The sequence below is a fragment of the Enterococcus sp. AAFC-DPL-6103 genome (assembly GCF_058216595.1).
This window is the reverse complement of record NZ_CM177102.1, coordinates 551,620-571,284: the sequence shown is the minus strand read 5'-3', so window position 1 is coordinate 571,284 and position 19,665 is coordinate 551,620. Positions and strand designations below refer to the sequence as shown.

General features: G+C 34.4%; 19 protein-coding genes and 1 pseudogene. 3 read left to right on the top strand and 17 right to left on the bottom strand.

Translation table 11 applies throughout. The features are described 5' to 3' along the window. Positions 1 to 6 precede the first annotated feature (6 nt). On the bottom strand, positions 7 to 963 hold the full coding sequence (locus AC4BC3_RS02780; protein ID WP_206907064.1) for a permease: 957 nt from the start codon (positions 961 to 963) through the stop codon (positions 7 to 9). 198 nt (positions 964 to 1,161) lie between these two features. On the opposite strand from AC4BC3_RS02780, the gene AC4BC3_RS02775 reads away from it, so the two are divergent. After that, positions 1,162 to 1,524 carry a thioredoxin family protein gene (locus AC4BC3_RS02775; protein WP_490466925.1) on the top strand — a complete coding sequence of 121 codons (363 nt, stop codon included), beginning with the start codon at positions 1,162 to 1,164 and terminating at the stop codon, positions 1,522 to 1,524. Between the two features lie 106 nt (positions 1,525 to 1,630). Here the strand turns inward: AC4BC3_RS02775 and AC4BC3_RS02770 are convergent, their stop codons facing one another. Further along, positions 1,631 to 2,284 (bottom strand): redox-sensing transcriptional repressor Rex, encoded by a 654-nt coding sequence (locus tag AC4BC3_RS02770; protein WP_206907060.1) that lies wholly within the window; start codon positions 2,282 to 2,284, stop codon positions 1,631 to 1,633. Positions 2,285 to 2,507: 223 nt separating this feature from the next. Here AC4BC3_RS02770 and AC4BC3_RS02765 point away from each other — a divergent pair, with 223 nt between their 5' ends. Continuing rightward, on the top strand, positions 2,508 to 4,442 hold the full coding sequence (locus AC4BC3_RS02765; RefSeq protein WP_490466924.1) for an ABC-F family ATP-binding cassette domain-containing protein: 1,935 nt from the start codon (positions 2,508 to 2,510) through the stop codon (positions 4,440 to 4,442). A 332-nt stretch (positions 4,443 to 4,774) separates the two neighbouring features. Next, on the top strand, positions 4,775 to 6,388 hold the full coding sequence (locus AC4BC3_RS02760; RefSeq protein ID WP_490466923.1) for an FAD-dependent oxidoreductase: 1,614 nt from the start codon (positions 4,775 to 4,777) through the stop codon (positions 6,386 to 6,388). Positions 6,389 to 7,082: 694 nt separating this feature from the next. Here AC4BC3_RS02760 and AC4BC3_RS02755 read toward each other — a convergent pair. The 15 genes and pseudogenes from AC4BC3_RS02755 to AC4BC3_RS02685 form a co-directional block, all read right to left on the bottom strand. Beyond that, positions 7,083 to 7,961, bottom strand: a pseudogene (locus AC4BC3_RS02755) (ArgE/DapE family deacylase); the annotation flags it as partial. A 292-nt stretch (positions 7,962 to 8,253) separates the two neighbouring features. Beyond that, positions 8,254 to 9,414 (bottom strand): site-specific integrase, encoded by a 1,161-nt coding sequence (locus AC4BC3_RS02750; protein WP_490466922.1) that lies wholly within the window; start codon positions 9,412 to 9,414, stop codon positions 8,254 to 8,256. Between the two features lie 8 nt (positions 9,415 to 9,422). Continuing rightward, a complete protein-coding gene (locus AC4BC3_RS02745) occupies positions 9,423 to 9,632 on the bottom strand; it encodes a DUF3173 family protein (protein ID WP_242589953.1) in 210 nt (69 codons plus the stop codon). Positions 9,633 to 9,792: 160 nt separating this feature from the next. Then, positions 9,793 to 10,161, bottom strand: coding sequence for an LptM family lipoprotein (locus AC4BC3_RS02740; RefSeq protein WP_490466921.1), 369 nt, complete (start codon positions 10,159 to 10,161; stop codon positions 9,793 to 9,795). 73 nt (positions 10,162 to 10,234) lie between these two features. Further along, the gene (locus AC4BC3_RS02735) at positions 10,235 to 10,774 is read right to left on the bottom strand and encodes an EF0163 family protein (RefSeq protein WP_490466920.1); all 540 of its coding nucleotides are present in this window, start codon (positions 10,772 to 10,774) and stop codon (positions 10,235 to 10,237) included. Next, positions 10,771 to 10,998 carry a hypothetical protein gene (locus tag AC4BC3_RS02730; RefSeq protein WP_490466919.1) on the bottom strand — a complete coding sequence of 76 codons (228 nt, stop codon included), beginning with the start codon at positions 10,996 to 10,998 and terminating at the stop codon, positions 10,771 to 10,773. Before AC4BC3_RS02730 ends, AC4BC3_RS02735 begins: the two co-directional genes overlap by 4 nt. An 11-nt stretch (positions 10,999 to 11,009) precedes the next feature. Next, positions 11,010 to 12,044 (bottom strand): phage tail tip lysozyme, encoded by a 1,035-nt coding sequence (locus tag AC4BC3_RS02725; RefSeq protein ID WP_490466918.1) that lies wholly within the window; start codon positions 12,042 to 12,044, stop codon positions 11,010 to 11,012. 42 nt (positions 12,045 to 12,086) lie between these two features. After that, the gene (locus AC4BC3_RS02720) at positions 12,087 to 14,183 is read right to left on the bottom strand and encodes a TrbL/VirB6 family protein (protein WP_490466917.1); all 2,097 of its coding nucleotides are present in this window, start codon (positions 14,181 to 14,183) and stop codon (positions 12,087 to 12,089) included. A gap of 15 nt (positions 14,184 to 14,198) precedes the next feature. Continuing rightward, positions 14,199 to 16,703, bottom strand: a complete 2,505-nt coding sequence (locus AC4BC3_RS02715) for an ATP-binding protein (RefSeq protein WP_490466916.1) — start codon at positions 16,701 to 16,703, stop codon at positions 14,199 to 14,201. A gap of 21 nt (positions 16,704 to 16,724) precedes the next feature. Then, on the bottom strand, positions 16,725 to 17,114 hold the full coding sequence (locus AC4BC3_RS02710; RefSeq protein WP_490466915.1) for a conjugal transfer protein: 390 nt from the start codon (positions 17,112 to 17,114) through the stop codon (positions 16,725 to 16,727). Between the two features lie 12 nt (positions 17,115 to 17,126). Beyond that, the gene (locus AC4BC3_RS02705) at positions 17,127 to 17,351 is read right to left on the bottom strand and encodes a hypothetical protein (RefSeq protein ID WP_490466914.1); all 225 of its coding nucleotides are present in this window, start codon (positions 17,349 to 17,351) and stop codon (positions 17,127 to 17,129) included. Positions 17,352 to 17,354: 3 nt separating this feature from the next. Further along, positions 17,355 to 18,338, bottom strand: coding sequence for a conjugal transfer protein (locus tag AC4BC3_RS02700; protein ID WP_490466913.1), 984 nt, complete (start codon positions 18,336 to 18,338; stop codon positions 17,355 to 17,357). Next, positions 18,319 to 18,777 carry a hypothetical protein gene (locus tag AC4BC3_RS02695; protein ID WP_490466912.1) on the bottom strand — a complete coding sequence of 153 codons (459 nt, stop codon included), beginning with the start codon at positions 18,775 to 18,777 and terminating at the stop codon, positions 18,319 to 18,321. Before AC4BC3_RS02695 ends, AC4BC3_RS02700 begins: the two co-directional genes overlap by 20 nt. 2 nt (positions 18,778 to 18,779) lie before the next feature. Next, positions 18,780 to 19,034 carry a hypothetical protein gene (locus tag AC4BC3_RS02690; protein ID WP_490466911.1) on the bottom strand — a complete coding sequence of 85 codons (255 nt, stop codon included), beginning with the start codon at positions 19,032 to 19,034 and terminating at the stop codon, positions 18,780 to 18,782. Between the two features lie 29 nt (positions 19,035 to 19,063). Further along, complete coding sequence (locus AC4BC3_RS02685) at positions 19,064 to 19,618, bottom strand: hypothetical protein (protein WP_490466910.1); 555 nt, start codon at positions 19,616 to 19,618, stop codon at positions 19,064 to 19,066. Between the last annotated feature and the right edge of the window lie 47 nt (positions 19,619 to 19,665).

Genomic DNA, 19,665 nt, shown 5'->3' with positions numbered 1-19,665 from the left:
TCCCTCCTAGATGATTAATGTATAACCTATAACAACCACTGCAATGACACAAATCAAAGCGAAGATAAATTGACTTTTAAAGTAGCGCTTCATCATCAACAGATTTTTGATATCCACCATTGGTCCAAAAACTAAAAACGCCACAACAGGTGCTGTTCCGAACAAACTTAATAAGGAAGAACCAATAAACGCATCTGCTTCAGAACATAACGACATCGTAAATGCGAGTAACAGCATGATGATAATTGCTAAAATTTTAGTTGATCCTAAAGTTAACATCACTCGCGTTGGCAAATACGTTTGCATCGCTGCCGCAATCAGCCCACCAATAATCAAATAGCGACCTGTATCGAAAAACTCATCAATCGCATGAGTCAAGACATGCCATATTTGTTGACCCAGTCGATGTATGCTAGCAAATTTTATTTTTTCCATTTTCTTGTCTTCAATCGGCAATTCATGGTGGTGATGTGAATGTTTTTGTCGTTCATTTAAGTGGTTTTGAATCAATTTTTCTTTCAAGACAGATTCCTTTTGAAAATAAGCTAACCAAACACCTACTACTAAGGCAACCAAAAAAGCCCCTAGCACTCGCCAGCCTGCCATTTTCCAAGAATTGCCAAACGCGATATAAGTTGAAAAAATCACCACTGGATTGATAATGGGTGCAGTCAACATAAAAGCAAAAGCAGTTGGTACTGGAACATCTTTTTTTACAAACTGATGGACGATCGGCACAATACCACACTCACACGAAGGAAAAAAGAATCCTAATCCAGAGCCAACTAAAATGGATAAAAATTTATTTTTAGGAAGCCAACGTCGAACACGTTCCGGCGTTAAAAAAACTTGTAATGCTCCCGAAATGATGCAACCTAATAAAACAAACGGTAGTGCTTCGATAACGATTGATAAAAAAATCGTGCTCATTTGCAAAACCGAGTTGGGTAACCAAGAAAACATGTTGTCTCTCCTTCTCATTCAACGTCATTTGCCAAAATAATATACGCTTTTCCTAAAAGAATTACAAGTTCAGAAAAAAACTTTACTATTCTCTTATCTTTTAGCTTCTTTTTTTGTAAAAACAACTTGATTGACAATTCACTCGTTCCCGACTACATTTAGTCACAGAAAATAAAAATGAGAAGTGAGGTCACTTGAATGCAGAAAACAACTCAGCTATCAGAAGCGCTGCACCGCATTGACACGGAAGACACGATTGTTCTTTTTCTTTCCATGCCTCATTGTAGTGTTTGTCATGCAATTGAGCCACGTCTACAGAAGTTGCTGTCCTCATTCGATCTTCCTGCCTTACATCTAGATGCTCATGAGGTTCCTGAAGTGGCTAGTACTTTTGAAGTTTTGACGGCCCCAGTGATTTTGATTTTCCACAAAGGAAAAGAAGTTGCTCGTCAAGCACGTTTCATTGACTTAAAAAAAATTGAATCCCTTTTAACTCAGCTAGTCCAGATTGATACCACACCAAGCTATGCAGAAATTTTCAATAGAAAAAAGGGTCAGTGACAAACGTAGCTCAAATAGAAAAACCGCCTAACATCCATTTATATAAATGGATGTTAGGCGGTTTTAAATTGATAAATGTTTTATTTTAACACAAACATTTTTTAGATTATTCTTCATCCGTTGTGTTTAAAGTTGCATCTGAATGTAGGAAATAAATCAATGTCTGTAATTCATTTGTTAAATCCACATTTTGAATCAAAACATCCGCTGGCGCGTTTAATCGCGCAGAGGTAAAGTTTAGAATTCCCTTGATTCCTGCTTCAGTTAAACGGTTTACTACTTCTTGTGCTTTTGAAGCAGGGATAGTCAAAATAGCTACTTCGATTTGTTGGATCTTGATTTGTTCCATCATATCATCCATCGGATAAACGGGAATACCGTCAACGATTCTTCCAACGATTTCTTCATTGACATCAAAAGCACAGCTAACACGGATACTGTTACTTTGATGAAATTTATATTTTAACAAGGCGCTTCCTAGATTACCGACACCAATCAAGGCAACATTTGTTAGTTGATCATCATTTAGCGTTTTAGCAAAGAAGTGCATTAAATCTTCCACGTCATACCCATAGCCACGTTTTCCTAGTTCTCCAAAATAAGAAAAGTCACGTCGAATCGTTGCACTGTCGACTTGGACTGCCTCACTTAATTCAGTTGAAGAAACTTTTTTCTTTCCAGCATTATTTAAAATTCTCAAATAACGATAATATAAGGGCAAACGTTTCGCTGTTGCCTTTGGAATTATATGATCTTTCACTTGCTTACCTCCACGAGTTTCTAATTTCTCTTTGATTTACCCATCATAGCAGTATCCATGGGAAAAAATCAATTTGATTGCTCGGATATTGTGAATTTTTATTCTTTATTCATCTTTTTATCATTGTCACCAATCTCGCAGTCTTAATGAATTTATGGTAGACTACAAGTTGAAAATTACTTTTTATTCCTAGAAGAATTCACAAAGTAGAAAAGAGGATTCGATGATTTTATTACAAGCCAACCAAGTCGCCCGCCATTTTGGTGCGGACGTTTTGTTTCAAAATATTCATTTAGAAATCAGCACTGGCGCACGAATTGCCTTAGTTGGTCGCAATGGTGCTGGAAAATCAACGCTACTAAAAATAATCGCAGGTCTAGAAGCTCCTGATGAAGGTGCGATTACCAAAAATAAGACAGCCACACTCGGCTATCTAGCACAAGACACTGGGCTGTCTTCTAATGAAACTGTCTGGAATGAGATGCTAAAAGCTTTTGCAGAAGTGCGCAAAATGGAACAACGCATGCGCGAATTAGAGGTTGCAATCAGTGAAGGAGTTCCTGAAACACCTGCTTATGATTCTTTTTTAAAAGAATATGATCGATTACAACACGAATTTTCCGATAAAAATGGCTACGGTTATGAAAACGAAATTCGTTCCGTCTTACATGGATTCAAATTTGATCCTTCTTTTTACGATCAAACAATCGATACTTTATCTGGTGGACAACGAACACGTCTTGCACTAGCTCGGATGCTTTTGCAGCATCCAGACATCTTGATTCTTGATGAACCTACTAACCACCTAGACATTGAGACACTTTCATGGTTAGAAAATTATTTACAAGGTTACACTGGCGCTTTACTGATTGTCTCACATGACCGTTATTTTCTTGATAAGGTTGTCACTGAAGTATATGAGCTTAGTCGTCAAAAAATGCGTCATTACAAAGGAAATTATTCCAAATATCTTGACCTAAAAGCTGAACAACTTGCAAGTGATTGGAAAGCTTATGAGAAACAACAGACAGAAATTCACAAACTAGAAGACTTCGTTGCTCGTAATCTTGTGCGCGCATCAACAACCAAACGTGCTCAGAGTCGTCGGAAAGCGCTAGAAAAAATGGATCGCTTAGACCGACCTCTAGGTGATGAAAAACAAGCCCATTTCCTTTTCCATGCAGAAAAACCTTCTGGAAATGTTGTCTTACAAGTAGAAGATGCTGCAATTGGCTACGATGGTGAGGTATTATCAGCACCAATCAATTTAGATATTCGACGCCAAGAAGCAATTGCTCTCGTTGGACCAAATGGAATTGGCAAGTCAACTTTGCTTAAATCTATTATTCATCAGCTACCTTTTATTCGAGGAACTCAGCACCTTGGAACCAACGTAACAATTGGCTATTATGACCAAGGTCAAGCAAACTTACACACAAATAAAACAATTTTGGCAGAATTATGGGATGAACATCCTACTTTACCGGAAAAAGAAATTCGTAGTGCATTGGGCGCCTTTTTGTTTTCTGGCGAAGATGTTGAAAAAACGATTCCATTATTAAGTGGTGGCGAGAAAGCACGGGTTGCGTTAGCCAAACTAGCAATGAACCAAGAAAACTTTTTGATACTGGACGAGCCAACAAACCACTTAGATATTGATAACAAAGAAGTGCTAGAAAACGCGCTAATTGATTACGATGGCACCCTGCTTTTTGTTTCTCATGACCGTTACTTTATCAATCGTATCGCAACGAAGGTGGTTGAGTTATCTGAAAATGGTAGCAAGATGTACCTTGGAGATTATGATTATTATTTGGAAAAGAAACAGGAAGAAGAAGAAATTGCAGAACTTTTGGCAAAAGAAGAACAAACAGAAGTCGTTGAAACACCTACTAGCAAATCAAATTACTATCAAAGTAAGGAACAACAAAAATTGATGCGTAGTTTAAGTCGGAAAATTACGCAAGTCGAAGAAGAAATGGCGCAATTGGATGAAACAATTGCACAGTTAGAAAGAGAAATGGTCCATCCTGAGATTCTTGACGATCATGTAAAATTAAACGATCTGAACAAACAATTGGAACATGCGCGAGCTGAGCAAGAAGAAAAATTGGTTGCTTGGGAAAACTTGAGTATTGAGTTGGAACAGTATGAATAAGGTGATGGTTCCAAGCGATCAGCTCTGAAAAAAATAATGAGCAACTGACAAAAATAGCTTCTCATATTTTTAGACAGTTGTACATGATTTCAAGGAGCTGCTTGGTGAACACTAAAAAGTTATGATACACGACACTCGTCTGATATAAAAATTCAAAATCTTCAACACAAAATAAAGCAAGTATTTACTTACCAAAAAGCATGTTGCGACTTTTTTCGCTTCGCATGCTTTTTTCTTTTTATCCATTTTTATCCCTTCCTCTGCTCCGGCACAATTCTTTGCTGGATTGTAAATAAAATAGTACTATTCAAATTAGAAAAGGAGTTGTTTTTATGAAATTTGTAGTCATTGGCGGCGTTGCTGGTGGTCCTTCCTTTGCGACTCGCTTACGCCGATTAAATGAAGAGCATGAAATTGTGATTTATGAACGAGGTGAACATATTTCCTACGCTAGTTGTGCACTTCCTTATTATCTCGGACAAGTGATCGATGACCGTGATTCATTGATTGAACGAACACCTGAAATTTTAAAAATCAAAAATAATATTGATGTGTTTACGAAGCATGAAGTCACAAAAATTGATCCCGATAAAAAAGAATTAACTATTCATGACTTAACAACTGATCATGTCAGCCAAACAAATTATGATTATCTAATTATTTCTGCGGGCGCCCGCCCAACTTTACCACCAATTCCTGGTGCAGACCAAGCCGAAAATGGTTTTGTTTTGCGCAGTGTGACGGATGCTGATAAAATCCAATCCTTCATTCAAAAAAATGATCCAAAAAATGTTTTAGTTTTAGGTGCTGGAGTCATGGGATTAGAACTAGCTGAAAACTTTAAACATCGCGGTATGGAAGTTACTTTAGTCGATCAGTTAGATCAAGTCGCTTTTCCTTACGATCATGAAATTGCTGATTTAGTTTATGATAAATTAATTGAACAAGGCTTAACTGTTCATTTAAATACACATATCAATGACATTCGCCAAAAAGGAAACGAAGTTCAATTATCAGACGGAGCTCTTCTACATCCTGATATGATTTTATTTGCTACAGGCGTAGCACCGAATAATGAAATTGTTAAATCTGCTGGTATTTCAATGAGTAAAAGTGGTCAAATCATCGTTGATAACCAATTAAAAACGAATCTTCCTGATATTTTTGCCATCGGTGATATTATCGAAACAACCAGTGTAATTACGCATCAACCAACACCAAGTATGTTATCAAGTGCTGCAAATCGTCAAGGACATCTACTGGCAGATATCGTCAATGGTGCACCTTTTACGTATCGCGGTTACATTGGTGCCGGTGTAGCAAAAATCTTTGACTATACTGCAAGTTATGTTGGTCTTACGGAACATCAATTAAAAGAAGCTGGTATCACTAACTATAAAACGATTTTTATCACTCCTTTCGACCATGCAAATTTCTATCCAGGTGCTACTCGACTAAATCTCAAACTAATTTTTGAAGAAGAAACTGGAAAAATTTTGGGCGGTCAAGCAGTTGGTGAACATGGTGTAGACAAACGAATCGGTGAATTATCTGTTGCTATTACTGGAAACTTAACTGTCTTTGATTTACCAGATCTTGAGTTGCCCTACTCTCCACCTTATTCAACTACTAGAGATCCATTGAATATCGCTGGCTACGTTGCAATCAATCAGCTAAACAATACCGTGAAAACAATAAAAGCAAGTGAATTAACCAAAGAAGAATTACAAAACAGTTTCTTTTTAGATATCCGAGAGGCAGACAAGCCTAAGTCGGGAAGTATTGAGGCAACCAAAAATATCCCGATGAATGAATTGCGTGATCGAGTAGATGAGATTCCTAAAGATAAACAAGTTTTTATTACTTTTAGAAAAGGGTTGAATACCTATACTTCTGCTCGAATTTTGGCAGGATTTGGTATTAAGGCAACTATGATTGAGGAATAAGGTTGTGTCGTAGAGCGTTTGGTTCCGACAAAATAATAAATAATTGACAAAAATAGTTCTTCATCTTTTGAAGTAAATGCAAGCTATATGGAGGAGTTTTTTTGGGGACACCGAGGGAAAGAGTGTGACTCCAAGCTGTCAGCTCCAGCTAGATAGTAATCTGATACTCAAAATCTGCATTTCAAAAGAGAAGCATGCGGTAAATATCGTATGCTTCTCTTTTTTGATTAAAAAAAAAACGACCGCGGTGGGTAGCCGCGGTCTTAGGAGTTATTTTTACTTGAGGAGTAAAAATGAAAAAGTATAGGGTTGTTTGTTGGTATGTATTTATAATAGAACGTAATTGTGAAGAAATTATGATTGAAATCTTGTCTTTTTTTTGGATTTGTTTAAGAAAAAGTAAACATCTTATTTACGTAATCAAAAATAGTTCGCTTGATAACCTCAGATAACTAAGAAATGGAGACCTTACTGAACTGACCATTGTGTTAAATTAATCGTTTGTTCTACTTTCTTTTTCATATTTCTCGATTGCTATATGAGTCAAAAAGTTCGCTTACTCTATTTTGCAAGAAAAGATTAACTAAATTTCGTAAAAAGACTGGTCAGTCATTAACTAACCAGTCTTGAGCCTTAATTGCAAACTATTATGAAATTTATATCTTACAAAAAAAAAGTACCGTATATTATTATATTAGGCTACATAATCCAAAATAATTGATTGATAGCTATCAATCATCGCTAAATAATTATCAAGTTCAACATACTCATTCACTTGATGTGGCAAAGTTGGTACACCAGGCCCAAAAACAACGAAATCAAATAGCTGTTTTGCTTTGGGAAACTCAACTGCATCAGTTGTTCCAGCAGCACCAAATAGTGGGAATGGCTGTTCAAATAGTTTTTGGATACTGTGGAGCAAAGAAGATTCGGGATTTGCTTTTACCGGAATTTTATTGAGATCAATTGTTAACTCAAGTTTAAATTCAGTTTCTTGGTTCAAGTCATCCACGATTTTTTGCAACAATTCAATGACTTTATCATTTGAAAATTCTGGAATCGAGCGTATATTTCCTTGTAGCTGTACATAACTTGGAATACTGTTTACCTAATTTCCACTATTGATAATTGTTACGTTATGGATTGTCCGACCTAAAACAGGATTTTCGACTGTCTCTGCCATGCGTTTCATCTCTGTATTGACTTTCGTCATGAATTCATTCAACTGATCAATGGCATTATATCCTTCTTGCGGGATTGAACTATGGGCCTCTTTACCATATGATGCGACAGTGTAGTTGATTGAACCCACGTGAGTATACATCAAATTGTAGTTGGTTGGTTCACCAATGATCAATCCATCCAAGTCGTCTACGTATCCTGCTTTGGTCAATTGTTCACTTCCTAGTTCCCCTACTTCTTCACCCACTGTAGCCAATAATTTGATTTTGCCATTAAATGTTTTTCCAGTTTTTTTTTAATCAATCATCGCGAGAACCATTGCTACAAGTCCACTCTTCATGTCTGTTGATCCACGATCATATAAACGATTTCCTTCAATTTTCGCTTCAAAAGATTTCTGTGAGAACTCACTTTTATTGTGGGAAGGTAAAAAAAGCGCCTAAAAAGACGCTTTTTTTTGGTAGAAAATTGGAAAACTGAGCTTTTAAAAGCACGTCAACAAAGTTTTTTAACCCTTGAGTTTCCGCCAGTTTTACTGAGTTTTGCCATCATTTGCGATACATTTTGTTTAACAAACAAGCTCTATCTAAGCCTATTTTAACAACGTTTACACTATTTTTGGTAGAAAATTGGTAGACCGAGATATTCAAAATATACTAGATTTCCTTGCATATAACAGTCCTCTACTGCACTCGATCAATAAGTTGTACCACTTTTTCATCAGACTTAGCATATAAATGCCCGTATGTTCCTAAAGTAATTTGAATGGTAGCATGTCCTAGTCTTTCTTGAATAATTAGTGGTTGTATATTTTGTTCAATTAAAAAAGCTACATGCGAATGTCTTAACGCATGCAACTTTATAGTTTTTACATTTGCTTCTTTTGCATAAGACTTTAACCAATTAGAAAATGAATAGCTTGGTGTAAAAGTTCCATCCAGTTGACAAACATAGTCAAAATTACCAATCCCTTCTTGCAATGTGTGCCATTTCTTTAGCTTTTCAGAAAGCTCTTTTCCTATGCCAATCGTACGATAAGCATTCTTTGTTTTAGGTGTTGATAGATACCAATCATTTTTTGTCTTATAAATAAGTGTCTTATCTATTGTAATAGTATTTTTTTTGAAGTTAACATTATTCCACGTTAATGCTTGTAATTCACCAATACGCATTCCAGTATAAAAAAGTAACTCATAAACAATCCTTCTATGATGAAATTGTATTTTGTTGTTTGGAATAACATCTAGTACCTTTTGAAATTCTTTTAACTCCCAAAACTCAACTTTATGGTTTTCAATAGGAATTTTAGAAACATCATCAATAGGATTTGATTGTATTAAGCCTTCTCTTAATGCTCTATCCAACACAATTTTTAAATGTCCTCTAATTCGATTGATATAAGAACTAGATAATGTCTGAATGCGAGATTCTATTCTTGAATTTCTAGTTGTTGTTTTACTCAATTCAAACATCCAGTCCTCAATATCCTGCATTGTTATATCTTCTAAAGGAATATGATAAAAATATTTAAGCTTGTTCTCGTAGATATATTGAGAGTTTTCGTACGTTTGACTTTTCACTTGCTTTTCATACCATTTAACAAAACGAATTTTATAAAAATCTTCAAATGTCATTTTATTAGTATTCGACATTAGTTCAGTAATCGGTCGATTAAATTCATGAGTTAACATAAATCTATCATATGCAATCTTTGCTTCTTTTTGTGTTTTAAAACCACGTCTAGTTTTTTGAATTTTCTTCCCGTTCGTATCATATCCTAAATATGCTCGAAAAAACCATTTCTTCGTTTCTTTATCTTTATAAATATTTTTTTCTCTAGCCAAAATTTCACCTACCCAATTTCAATATAAAATAGCTTCTGGATAATCCTTGCAGGAACAACAGCTACTTGTCTTCCACTATAAAATTTTATTCCTTCGACGTTAGCTAGATATTCTTTAGCTTCTCGAATAATTTTTGAAGCTTGACTTGGCTTAAAACCTAATTCGATCAAACGACTTCGATCAATCATAACGTCATACGTCTTTTCTAATTGCTCCAATGTTTTCAACGCCCTCCTAATCATTTCTAACAACAAAAAAAGACACTGCTAAAATAGCAATGCCCTAAATCCGAACTTAAAGCGTCCAGATATTTTAATTTTCTTCACCTATTTCCAACTAAATTTCGGCTTCAGTAAATTTTATTATTCGTGTTTGACTTTACTTAAACTTTCCTGATTTATAGATCACTTCATAATTACCTTGTGATTTTACATAGTCAAATGAATCCCCACCGTTAAATGGTTCAGTATCTAATTCTTTATTTTCATCATACGAATAATAATGTTCTAGTTCACTATCTTTCCCTTCATACGGTATCCACACATCAGCGAGATAACGATTACTATCTTTATCTTTATAGATTAAAAAACTAAAATTTTGTTCATTATATTTTTCATCATCAATGCGAGACTCTTCTTCAATAATTTTGTTTTTAAATTCTTCACCCGTTTTATCCATTTTGGACCCACAAGCACCTAATGTAATCATGCTAAACATTGCAACAAACAATAATAACCATTTTTTCATGTCATTTATCCTCCTAAGAATATAGTAATATTATATCATAAGGATTCATAATCATATTAAATAATTTCGTTATTTAATATTCTTGTTTTAGCGTGTTATAAGTCATTTCTGAAATCTTATTATCTTTAACTTTCGCTAATAACATAATACGAATGTTTGAACCATTTTGTACACAATCGAGTAATACAGCATATTCTTCCTCGTCATTTTGATAAATTGATGTTACTTTCCCACTACTTTGAAGTTTTAGTGCAGTCTTAACATCAATTCCATTTTTCTTAATACATTCTTTAGTCATCAGTTGTTTTAATTTTTCGTTCCGATCATTGATACTAGAAAAATTTGCATAGGCTTCACCATATTTTTGTAGTAACTCATTATCCGTTTCTTTATTTTTTTCAACTGTAACCATTGTTGAAGTAGAACTTTTCGTTTCTGAAACTTGACTACTATCGATTTCGTCGTTAGTTTCTTCACCCACATCATCAACTGTTCTCATCACAACAGAAATTTCAGTAGAAGAAACAGTTGTTTGTTCCTCATTATTATCTGAGCAGGCATCTAAAAAGAATACTGAATTTAACAACAATAAAGTTATCCATTTTTTCTTCATACAGTGCCTACTTTCCCCAATCTTTGTACACGTTTTATTTCTTTCAAATAAACTATTTTAGAAAACATTCCATCAGAAAACTTCACTCGATATTCTTTATTATTAACAGAAACCAAAAAACCATCTTGAAATTTTCTAACAACAAATTCATTCTTCTTACAGTCAAACTTTATACAAATTTCTTTTATCTGCCTTCTCGTTAACAGACTATTTTTACTAAACATGCGCTAACCTCCTATTTTTTTCTAACAATACTCGCAACTTTTGTAAATTCTCTTCCCCACTGCCGATTGTATTTCGCACAAATTTGCCCTTGTTCCGCATTTTGTTCATAAGTGGTAAATTTTCCATCTTTCTCTACGCTAGTTATAATGCCAGTATGACCGTATATTCCCGGCGACAATGCTTCACCACCCGGCCAATTGATTACATCACCTGCTTTTATATCAGAAGTTTTCGGATTAAAAATCACTTCCCAACCAATTTTTTCCCAATCGTAGTCACTACCAATAGCCCCTGCAAACACATGTCCTGAACCCATCATTTGTGGACCACCTAACTTTTCAACGTAATATGCGGTTAAACCATAACATTGTCCGCCGTTAATCGTTTGTCCCATCACAGATTCTAAAACATCAATTTTTCCCCCACCTATATTTGCTGAACCATTTCCCATCGAACCAGTTGAAAGTCTCTTATACCAATTATTAGCACTCGTCTTTCTTTTAGTTTGCTCAATCGGATCATCTTTTGTGCCTGCACGTTCCCAATTTTTCAAAATATCGACGGCTAAGGTATTTACATCTGTACCTTTTGACATTTTTTTCAATAATTCACTATCAGAACCATCATGGTTCCAAGCAAAGTCCATTTGGACTGCCGTAAGTTTCCAATCCTTACTCCCCTTTTTAGCAAAATTCAACAGGTCAACACGCCGACTGGAGTCCCATTGACCCAGACCCATTGCATAACCTCCAATCGAAGGATTAAACGCTGTTGTTTCGTTAAACGGTAAATCCGATTGAATACGTGAAGGAATCAAGCCACTTTCATGTTCCATATTCCCAAGCCAAGCAGCCGCAAATTGTTGTGTGCCACCATTCGCCTGTACAAAATTTGCAACATCAAGCGCAACTTGTTCCTGTGGCGTTTCAGGATCAAAATGAGAAGAATCGCCAGCAGTTCCAGAAGAAAAAACGCCTAAAAACAAAATAAATGGTAATAAAAAGAAGACACTACACGCCAAGATAAAATAAATTACTTTTTTCATGACACACCTCACTTTTTTCAAATAAAAAAAGGCTGGTTAAAATTACCAGCCTTCCGCAAAATCAGTACGTTCTTCTTCAAATGTTGAACCGAAAAATTCTTCTTCTGTTGCTTCTAAATTCCTAAAATTTTCTTCCGAATGATAAAAAGAGAACACATTATTTAAAGCATTTTCCGTATTTCCTACAATCAATTCTTGGTCTGATTCACCATCAAAATAAGCTCGTTCGTCTCTCTCAAATTGCAACTCATCAAAATTATCTACAACTACATTCATACTATTTTCAACGACATCATCACTAATCGGTTCAGAAGATTCAATATTCTCACGCCCAATTGGTTCCATTTCATTTTCTTCATTTGGTTCTAACTCAATCGAATAATCTTCATTGTTTTGTTCTTCTAATTGATCTAACTCAGGAACATCTAACACATCTGCTTCAATTTCTAATTCAGAAGGTAACGAAGCTTCATCATACATTCCTAATTCAGACTCATTCATTGCGTCTTCATCTTCATACTCACTACCGAGCGTTTCAATATCTGCTTCAAGCATATTATCGTCTTGTTTTTCTTCACTCATGAAATTATCATCTGGTGATTCTTCTCCACCTTCTGATATATTTTCCATATCTTCTGTTTCAGCAATATCTTCTGCTTCAATTGGCAACTCATCTTCATCTTCTGTTCTTGTTTTAAACAAAGAAGATAAACTCTGACCTAATTCAGACGTGCCATTGTCATAAGCAAAATATTCCCGACCCAAATTCAGCGCTTTATCATTTTGTGGTAATAGATTTGAAACTCCTTCTAGCGCCAATGTAATATTTCCAGTATAAGCACCCAAGCCAGCTTTTCCTGCATTTACGCCAAATTCAGAAGTTTCTTGCACTTTTTCTGTTACCTTGCTTTCAAAAACAGGTTTTTCGATTTGACCATCAGAAAAATAAGTCAAGATTCTATAACGATTTTTCCAGAGTTTTCGTAAGAAAATAAATTTCACAATAATCATCACAAGCATCGTTCCAAGTAGAATAATCCCCCCACTTAAAACCATTAGTAAACTATCACTGATCTTTTCCACCATTCCTAAAAATGCCTGATCAATCAATTTATTTACCCAAAAAAGCACAGACAGAAATACACCAAAAATAATCGGTAAAAATAAAATTCCAATCAATGCTTTAAAAAACTTGAACATCATCATTTGACACTTTGGAAAGAACGAGAACAAAACAATAATTGGAAAGACTAAAATTAACAAATTAACAATGATTTGAATGATTGTTAACATCACATTTATATACAGCACAGGAAAAGATAAAATACCTAAATTAACAATCCCTACCCAGACTGCAAAAGCCTTTTCCATTGTCTTATTTGCGTTTTGTTCAAAATATGGGTTTTCCTTTTCTAATCCTTCTATATACTTAGTTCTGGCTTTTGTAAAATCTTCTTTTTCATCATCTGTCAAATTAGGCTTTTCTAATAGCTTGCTATAATTTAGCTTTTCGCCATTCTTCATTTTTCCGTCTAACGAACCACTGTTCACATAGTTAAAAGTTTGTTTTACCGTAGCATCAAATAATGGACTTTGATACACACCGTCATCATCTGTTGAGCCCTCATCTTTTCCATAACTTGTCCCCGCAATAAAGTTTTTCTGTACATCTTTCGTCAACTCATTCACAGACTTAATTAAAAATGTTGACGTATTGTAAGTAGTTGGCACACCGTTTTGTCCAGTTGTTGAAACTTGACCAAACCAAGCAAAAAATACTGCTACAACTAACAAATACTGTAAGAGTACTTTTGAAAAATTTCTTGAACTGAAAAAGAACATATAGAGCAAATAAAAAGAACTAACAATCACTGCTAGTCCCAGTAAAGTACCTCCACCTATATTCTTTCCCCCGAAATTATTCAAAATACTAACCGACATACTGTAAGACGAAGTTTGTTGGTCAATAAAAAAATCGGAACGGTTCAACGCATTTTCACAAAAAAGAAAAAATGAAGCAAACAATTTTAAAACAAAAAACGGAATATCTACAAAAAACCAATTGACGACTTGCCACCCTTTATCTAACAAGCCACCGCCTACTGTATAAGCATTGTAACTATCAATTAAATACTGCATATTATAAGCCCCTTTCTACGCTGAAAAACGATTTTCCATAACCGAGGCTTCCGTATCATCAACTGTTTTAAATAGTTCTAACCATTCCTCAAAAATGACATGAACAACCACACGATTCACTTGCCCAAACATATCTTTAAGTAAGCACTGCCCTTGTACCATGTTCGATACCCATTTCATATTTTGTTCATTAATTGGCAAGTTTAAGTGCTGTAAAATACCTTCTCTATTCTGTACTTCATCAAAGCAAACAACTGTACCAAAGCCCATACCATCGTCTTTATCATCTAAATCATTCACTGATTGTGTGATTAACACTAAAAAGTTATTAAATGATCGTCCAATCCGCTTCATTGATTTTAAAATTGCTTTTCCTTCAGGTGAAGATTGGAAAATCCAGCTCTCATCAAAAAATGTAACAGTTTCTTCTTTTGGATTTCTTGAACCAAATTTTGAACAAAATGTCCCTAACGCAAACATCAACGTCACAGATAATCGTTTATTTTCATCTAATTGTTCATCTTTATCCGTTGGCAAATCTAAATCTTCAATTTCTAAAATCGTTACTTTCTTCTCAAAAGATAGTCCTTCCACTTCACCATGAGAAAAAGCTAATTCTAAAATTGATCCTTTGACCGTTGAAAGTAAAAAACGTCCCATATCTTTAACGTCAGGAATTTCACTTTCTGCCAAACGTTCAATCACATGCCAAAAACCAACTTGTTTTCCTAATTTTCGTTCAGAAACGACACTCGCAATGGTTTCGTTAATTTCTGTTTTTTGTTTTAGATTCCATGTCCCTTCATAAATATTCGTCAACATGGCTTTCGCTGTCGCAATTGCTTCTGTTTCATCGAATAAAACGATTGGATCAAGTACACCACGATTTTTTTGATCGCGAACATCTAATGTTACAAAGTTAAATGATCGTACAAAATCAACATCTAATTGATATTTTTTTTGATAAGCTTTATTATTGATTGCTCGCATAAATTGACGACGCATTTCCTTTTTAGGGTCAATATACAAGACTTTATCTTTTAAAGTAGCACATTCCATAAATAACTTCTTAGCTGTCACAGACTTTCCATTTCCTGTATCGCCTGTCAACGCCCAGTGCGGATTATTTGTTTTCTTTCCTTTCACGTCCTGCTTATTTCCTAAAAACATATTCATGTAAATTAAATTCTTAGAATTTAAAATGATACTATTTCGATCTTCTTTTTCTTCAAGTGTCGTATCCACACGACCAAAGTAATAACCTAAATTGGTGCCAGCTTTCAGTGACGTAAAAAAGTTTAGTTCTCCTAGCGCTTCAACAGTACTAGTATGTTGCCATTTAGCGTTTTTCATACGCATAAAATTACCGTATAACGTTGATTGGAAGAGATAAGGGTTGTCAAATGTCGCTTTTAATAATGGAATCCCTAGACTTCCTAGACGGTTAATTAGGTACTTCTTACGAGCACGCATTTGTTTTTTCGTATTTCCACTAACAACAATCACCGTTTTCCAATCAATAATATCCACGTTATCATCAATTTTTTGGTCTAAATCATCTAAAGATAATTGTCCTTCAACGATTTTTCTTTTTTGTTTCGAGCCTGCCAAATGCGCTTCTTGCATGATATTTTTTGTTCGAGTACGTGCTCGAGAAGAACGCCCAGAAAGCGCTAATTGTCCCTTGCTTTCCGCAAAAGTTGCCTGTACCTTCACTTCTACTGGAAAAGGCATCTTTTGAGTAATTTCTAGTAAATGATTGCCATCAAGAAAGACACCCATATCTCCTACAGGTAGATAAGAAACATAGCTTTCGCCATACTCACAATTAAAACGTAAACCACCAGAAAACAATGGTTTGATTTTTGTTGCCATCAAATTATCTAAGTTTTGACTTGAAAGAATATCTTTTCGTTCGTGGGGAATATTTTTTAAGAATTGATATGCTTGATAATAATACAATTCATCTTCTGTCAAACGCTCGACTAATAACTCAGACAAATTTTGATACACTTCTTGTTCCTGATCGTGGTAACTTTTTGCCCAATCTTCATCAAGTGTAATATCAAAGCCAATCCCCTTAACTACTTTTTCAGAAACATGGTCGATTGCTTTGGTGAAACTTTCTTTCAGTTCTACTGCAGTATCTTTTTTAGGTAACGGAACACCAATAATCCATGTATACTCGTAAACCATACCCATTTCATTCTCTAAGACAACAGAAGTCTTTTTCAATTTATCCACGCCAACAGCATAATTTTCTTGGTCAATTAAGGAACGCATTGCACCCATTTTCCCACGAATATCTGCATTGACAGGTAATAAATCAATTTCAAAACCACCGTTTTGTTTTAACCGTTTCAATGCACGAGTTACTTTTTTCTTTGTTTTTTGTTTCTTTTCTATATCCGTTAAAGTCATTGTTTCAGAGCGAATGCGATAATAAGCAATCGCTGTCTTTTCTTGTGTTAATACTATATTTTTTTTACTTGGCTCAATCAATGGATACTCTAGTTGCATCTCTTTCCTCCTAACTATTCATTATCGTTTAAATGAAAATTCTTCTATTTCGTTCACACGTTCAAAAGCTACGATTGGACGATTATCTAAAACAAATTGCTTCACGTAAGCAAGAAAATCCTTTATAAAACCAAAAGCATTTTTTCCATCAAATTCAGTTTCAGAAAAGAAACGTGCTAATTTATTAGGTAAATAAAGCATGAGCAAAAAATTTAAATTCACGCCAAAAATTGTTGGTAATCGAACCGTTTTCCAGAAAACTGCTACCACAATCACCCCAAAAATCAACATGAGTATGTATGGCAAACTGACTGGTTGCGCAAACACCCAAACAATTTTTCCTTTCGGAGACTTAATCACTTGAACAGAATAAGGGGCTTTTAAGCCCCTCGAATAATCATAATATTTCATAGTTACACCTCTCTACATACTGATTCCGAACAAGTTCAATACCCATTTCACTAAGTTAAAAACATTTTTCCCTTGATTCATTGCAAAATCATTCAAGATCAAAGCAATCAAAATAACCGAACCGATTTTCAACCACTCCGCACCTTTCCAATGCTTCAAAATTAAAACAATAACACCAAACGCTAAAATGGTAATAAAACCTGATTTTAAAAAACTATCCAAATTTGCTGTATCCATAATCTAACTACCTGCCTTTTCTGTAAAATAATGTTTAAATGTATCAACAAAGTAAGAATTTTCGGTCTTAGAAATCCAAAGTGAAAAGTCTTCTGTATGTTTTAAATCCGTTTCACTATTTTTAAACGTAACCGACATTTGAACGCCACGAACACCTTCTTCATTTGTTTCAAAATAGCTCATTTCATTCGTATCAAAAGAAACAAATTTATCTGCACCAGTTGCTTTTTCTGGTTCTTTCATCAACAACATCAAATCTTCTTCTTTACCATTTGCATATTTTTCAAAAAACATTTTTAAAAATTTTTCAATGTCTTGTTTTTCTTTTATTGGAACATCAACTTGTTCTTTTACTGCTTCTAAAGCTTCTGTTTTTCCTTGCGGTAAAGTAGTCGCTAAAAAATAAGGACGACTAACAATTGAAAACAAATTATCTTTAGCTTGAATCGGAAGAATCATTTCTTCTTGAATGGTTTCCGTCTTTTTCTCTTGTTCTAACTCATAGACAACATTTACATGAACAAGCTTGCTTGTATCTGTTTCTTCCACTTGAATAACACTTGCTTCTTTAAATTTACGCACAAAATCTTTCGTGTGATTCTCTGTTTCATCTACATTTTTTACATCAAATGATAAATACTTTGACAAGCGATCTAAACGAGATTTTTTGTCATCATCTTCCCATTTCGTATTGTAATTCATATACTCTTTCACAAAATTTTGAGCATAAAAAGAAAGAGCCGATTCATCAAATTCTTTTTTCACAACTTCTTTTTTAGTTGACTGTTGATTGATTGCTTTAACTTCTGCATTTAAACGAGTAAAATTACTTGCCACTACATTCGCTCGAATAACACCAATCACAGAAAAAACAAAGAGAATAACTAGACCTACCAAAACAAAACGATTTGCTTTTTTTTGCGTAATTTTTTTTACAGACGGCACTTTCTCTTTCTTTTCTCTTTTCTTAATCCTTTTTAAATCCATTTCCTCCTCCTTCAATTAAATGTAAATTTTTTTCAAATGTATTTAAAAACACTATTTTGTTCACTCTTTCTGCATACATTCGATTCGCTACAGTCCCCAAATGAGATTGATAACTAGCTTTATAAAAGCTATAAGAATAACTGTTATACCTTTTTTCACCTGTTGGCATTCGTTGGTAGTAGCCCTCTACAACCAAGCAAGTATGTTCTAAAGGATACTCAGCAAAAAATTCTTGTTTAAAGTAAAGTGGTTCACCAACAATCCCTTTATTCATCAAGAATGCTTTTGTTTTTTCAATATGAACAATATCTTCATCATCAATCGGATTTATAGTTACACTAAATCCATGAAGTCTTAGCATTTCTGGTACAGAATACCTAGCATACTTTTTATAAAACTCACTTTTTTCTCGAAAAACGGGCATAATATTTTGTTTCATTATTATTGCCACAACTTATTTTTCTTTAAAAAATCTTTGGTTTCTTTATACATTTCTCGATAACATCTTTCACCATATTCTTCTCTTTCAGATTGATTCATTTCAGAAAAACGTTTTGTATAAAAATGCTCCTCAATCGTTGGAGAAGAAACAATCGCCTGATCAATTTGATCGTTTGTTAAGTATGGTTGTTCAATCGCAATTTTTCGTCCAACTTTTCTCATTACTTCTCTAAAAAACTGTCTAAATTCATTCATTTCAAAACTCCCCTCTATTTTTAATCTAGTTACGCCATTTTTTGATATTTACGATATTCACAACGATAAATTTCATAAAAATCTTTTAAAAGACATTTCAGTCCTTGCTCGACCACATCATAAGATTGGCTGATTCGCAAAATTTCGTACCCTGCAGGATAATTATCATGCTTGCGAAAATATTGTTGAGCCATTCTTTTCTCATGTTCTAACACTCGATTGTAGTTATCAGGTGAATACAGATCGCCTTTCATTTGTTTCAACAAACGAATTTGATTGATATGAAGTTGTACAAATTCATATTCAGTCGTTACTTTTGTTACATGAGCAAATACTTTAGATCGAGCTAAAAAATTACTTTTAACTTCACCTTCCAGAATTGATAAATCAGGCGCACGTTTATGATTACGAACAAATTGTTCATAAAATAAAACAGCCATACGCTCCTCACAATTCAACAATGCTTCTTCACGAGCGGTTAGGTTTCTCACTCGATCACCAGTTAACACTAGACGTTTAAAATCTTTCATATACCGAATGACATACTCGTTTTTCGTTAACCCTTTATCCAATTTTCGTAACATATTCTCACCTCCCTTCAAAAAACACAAAAAAAGAGCAAGAATTAAAC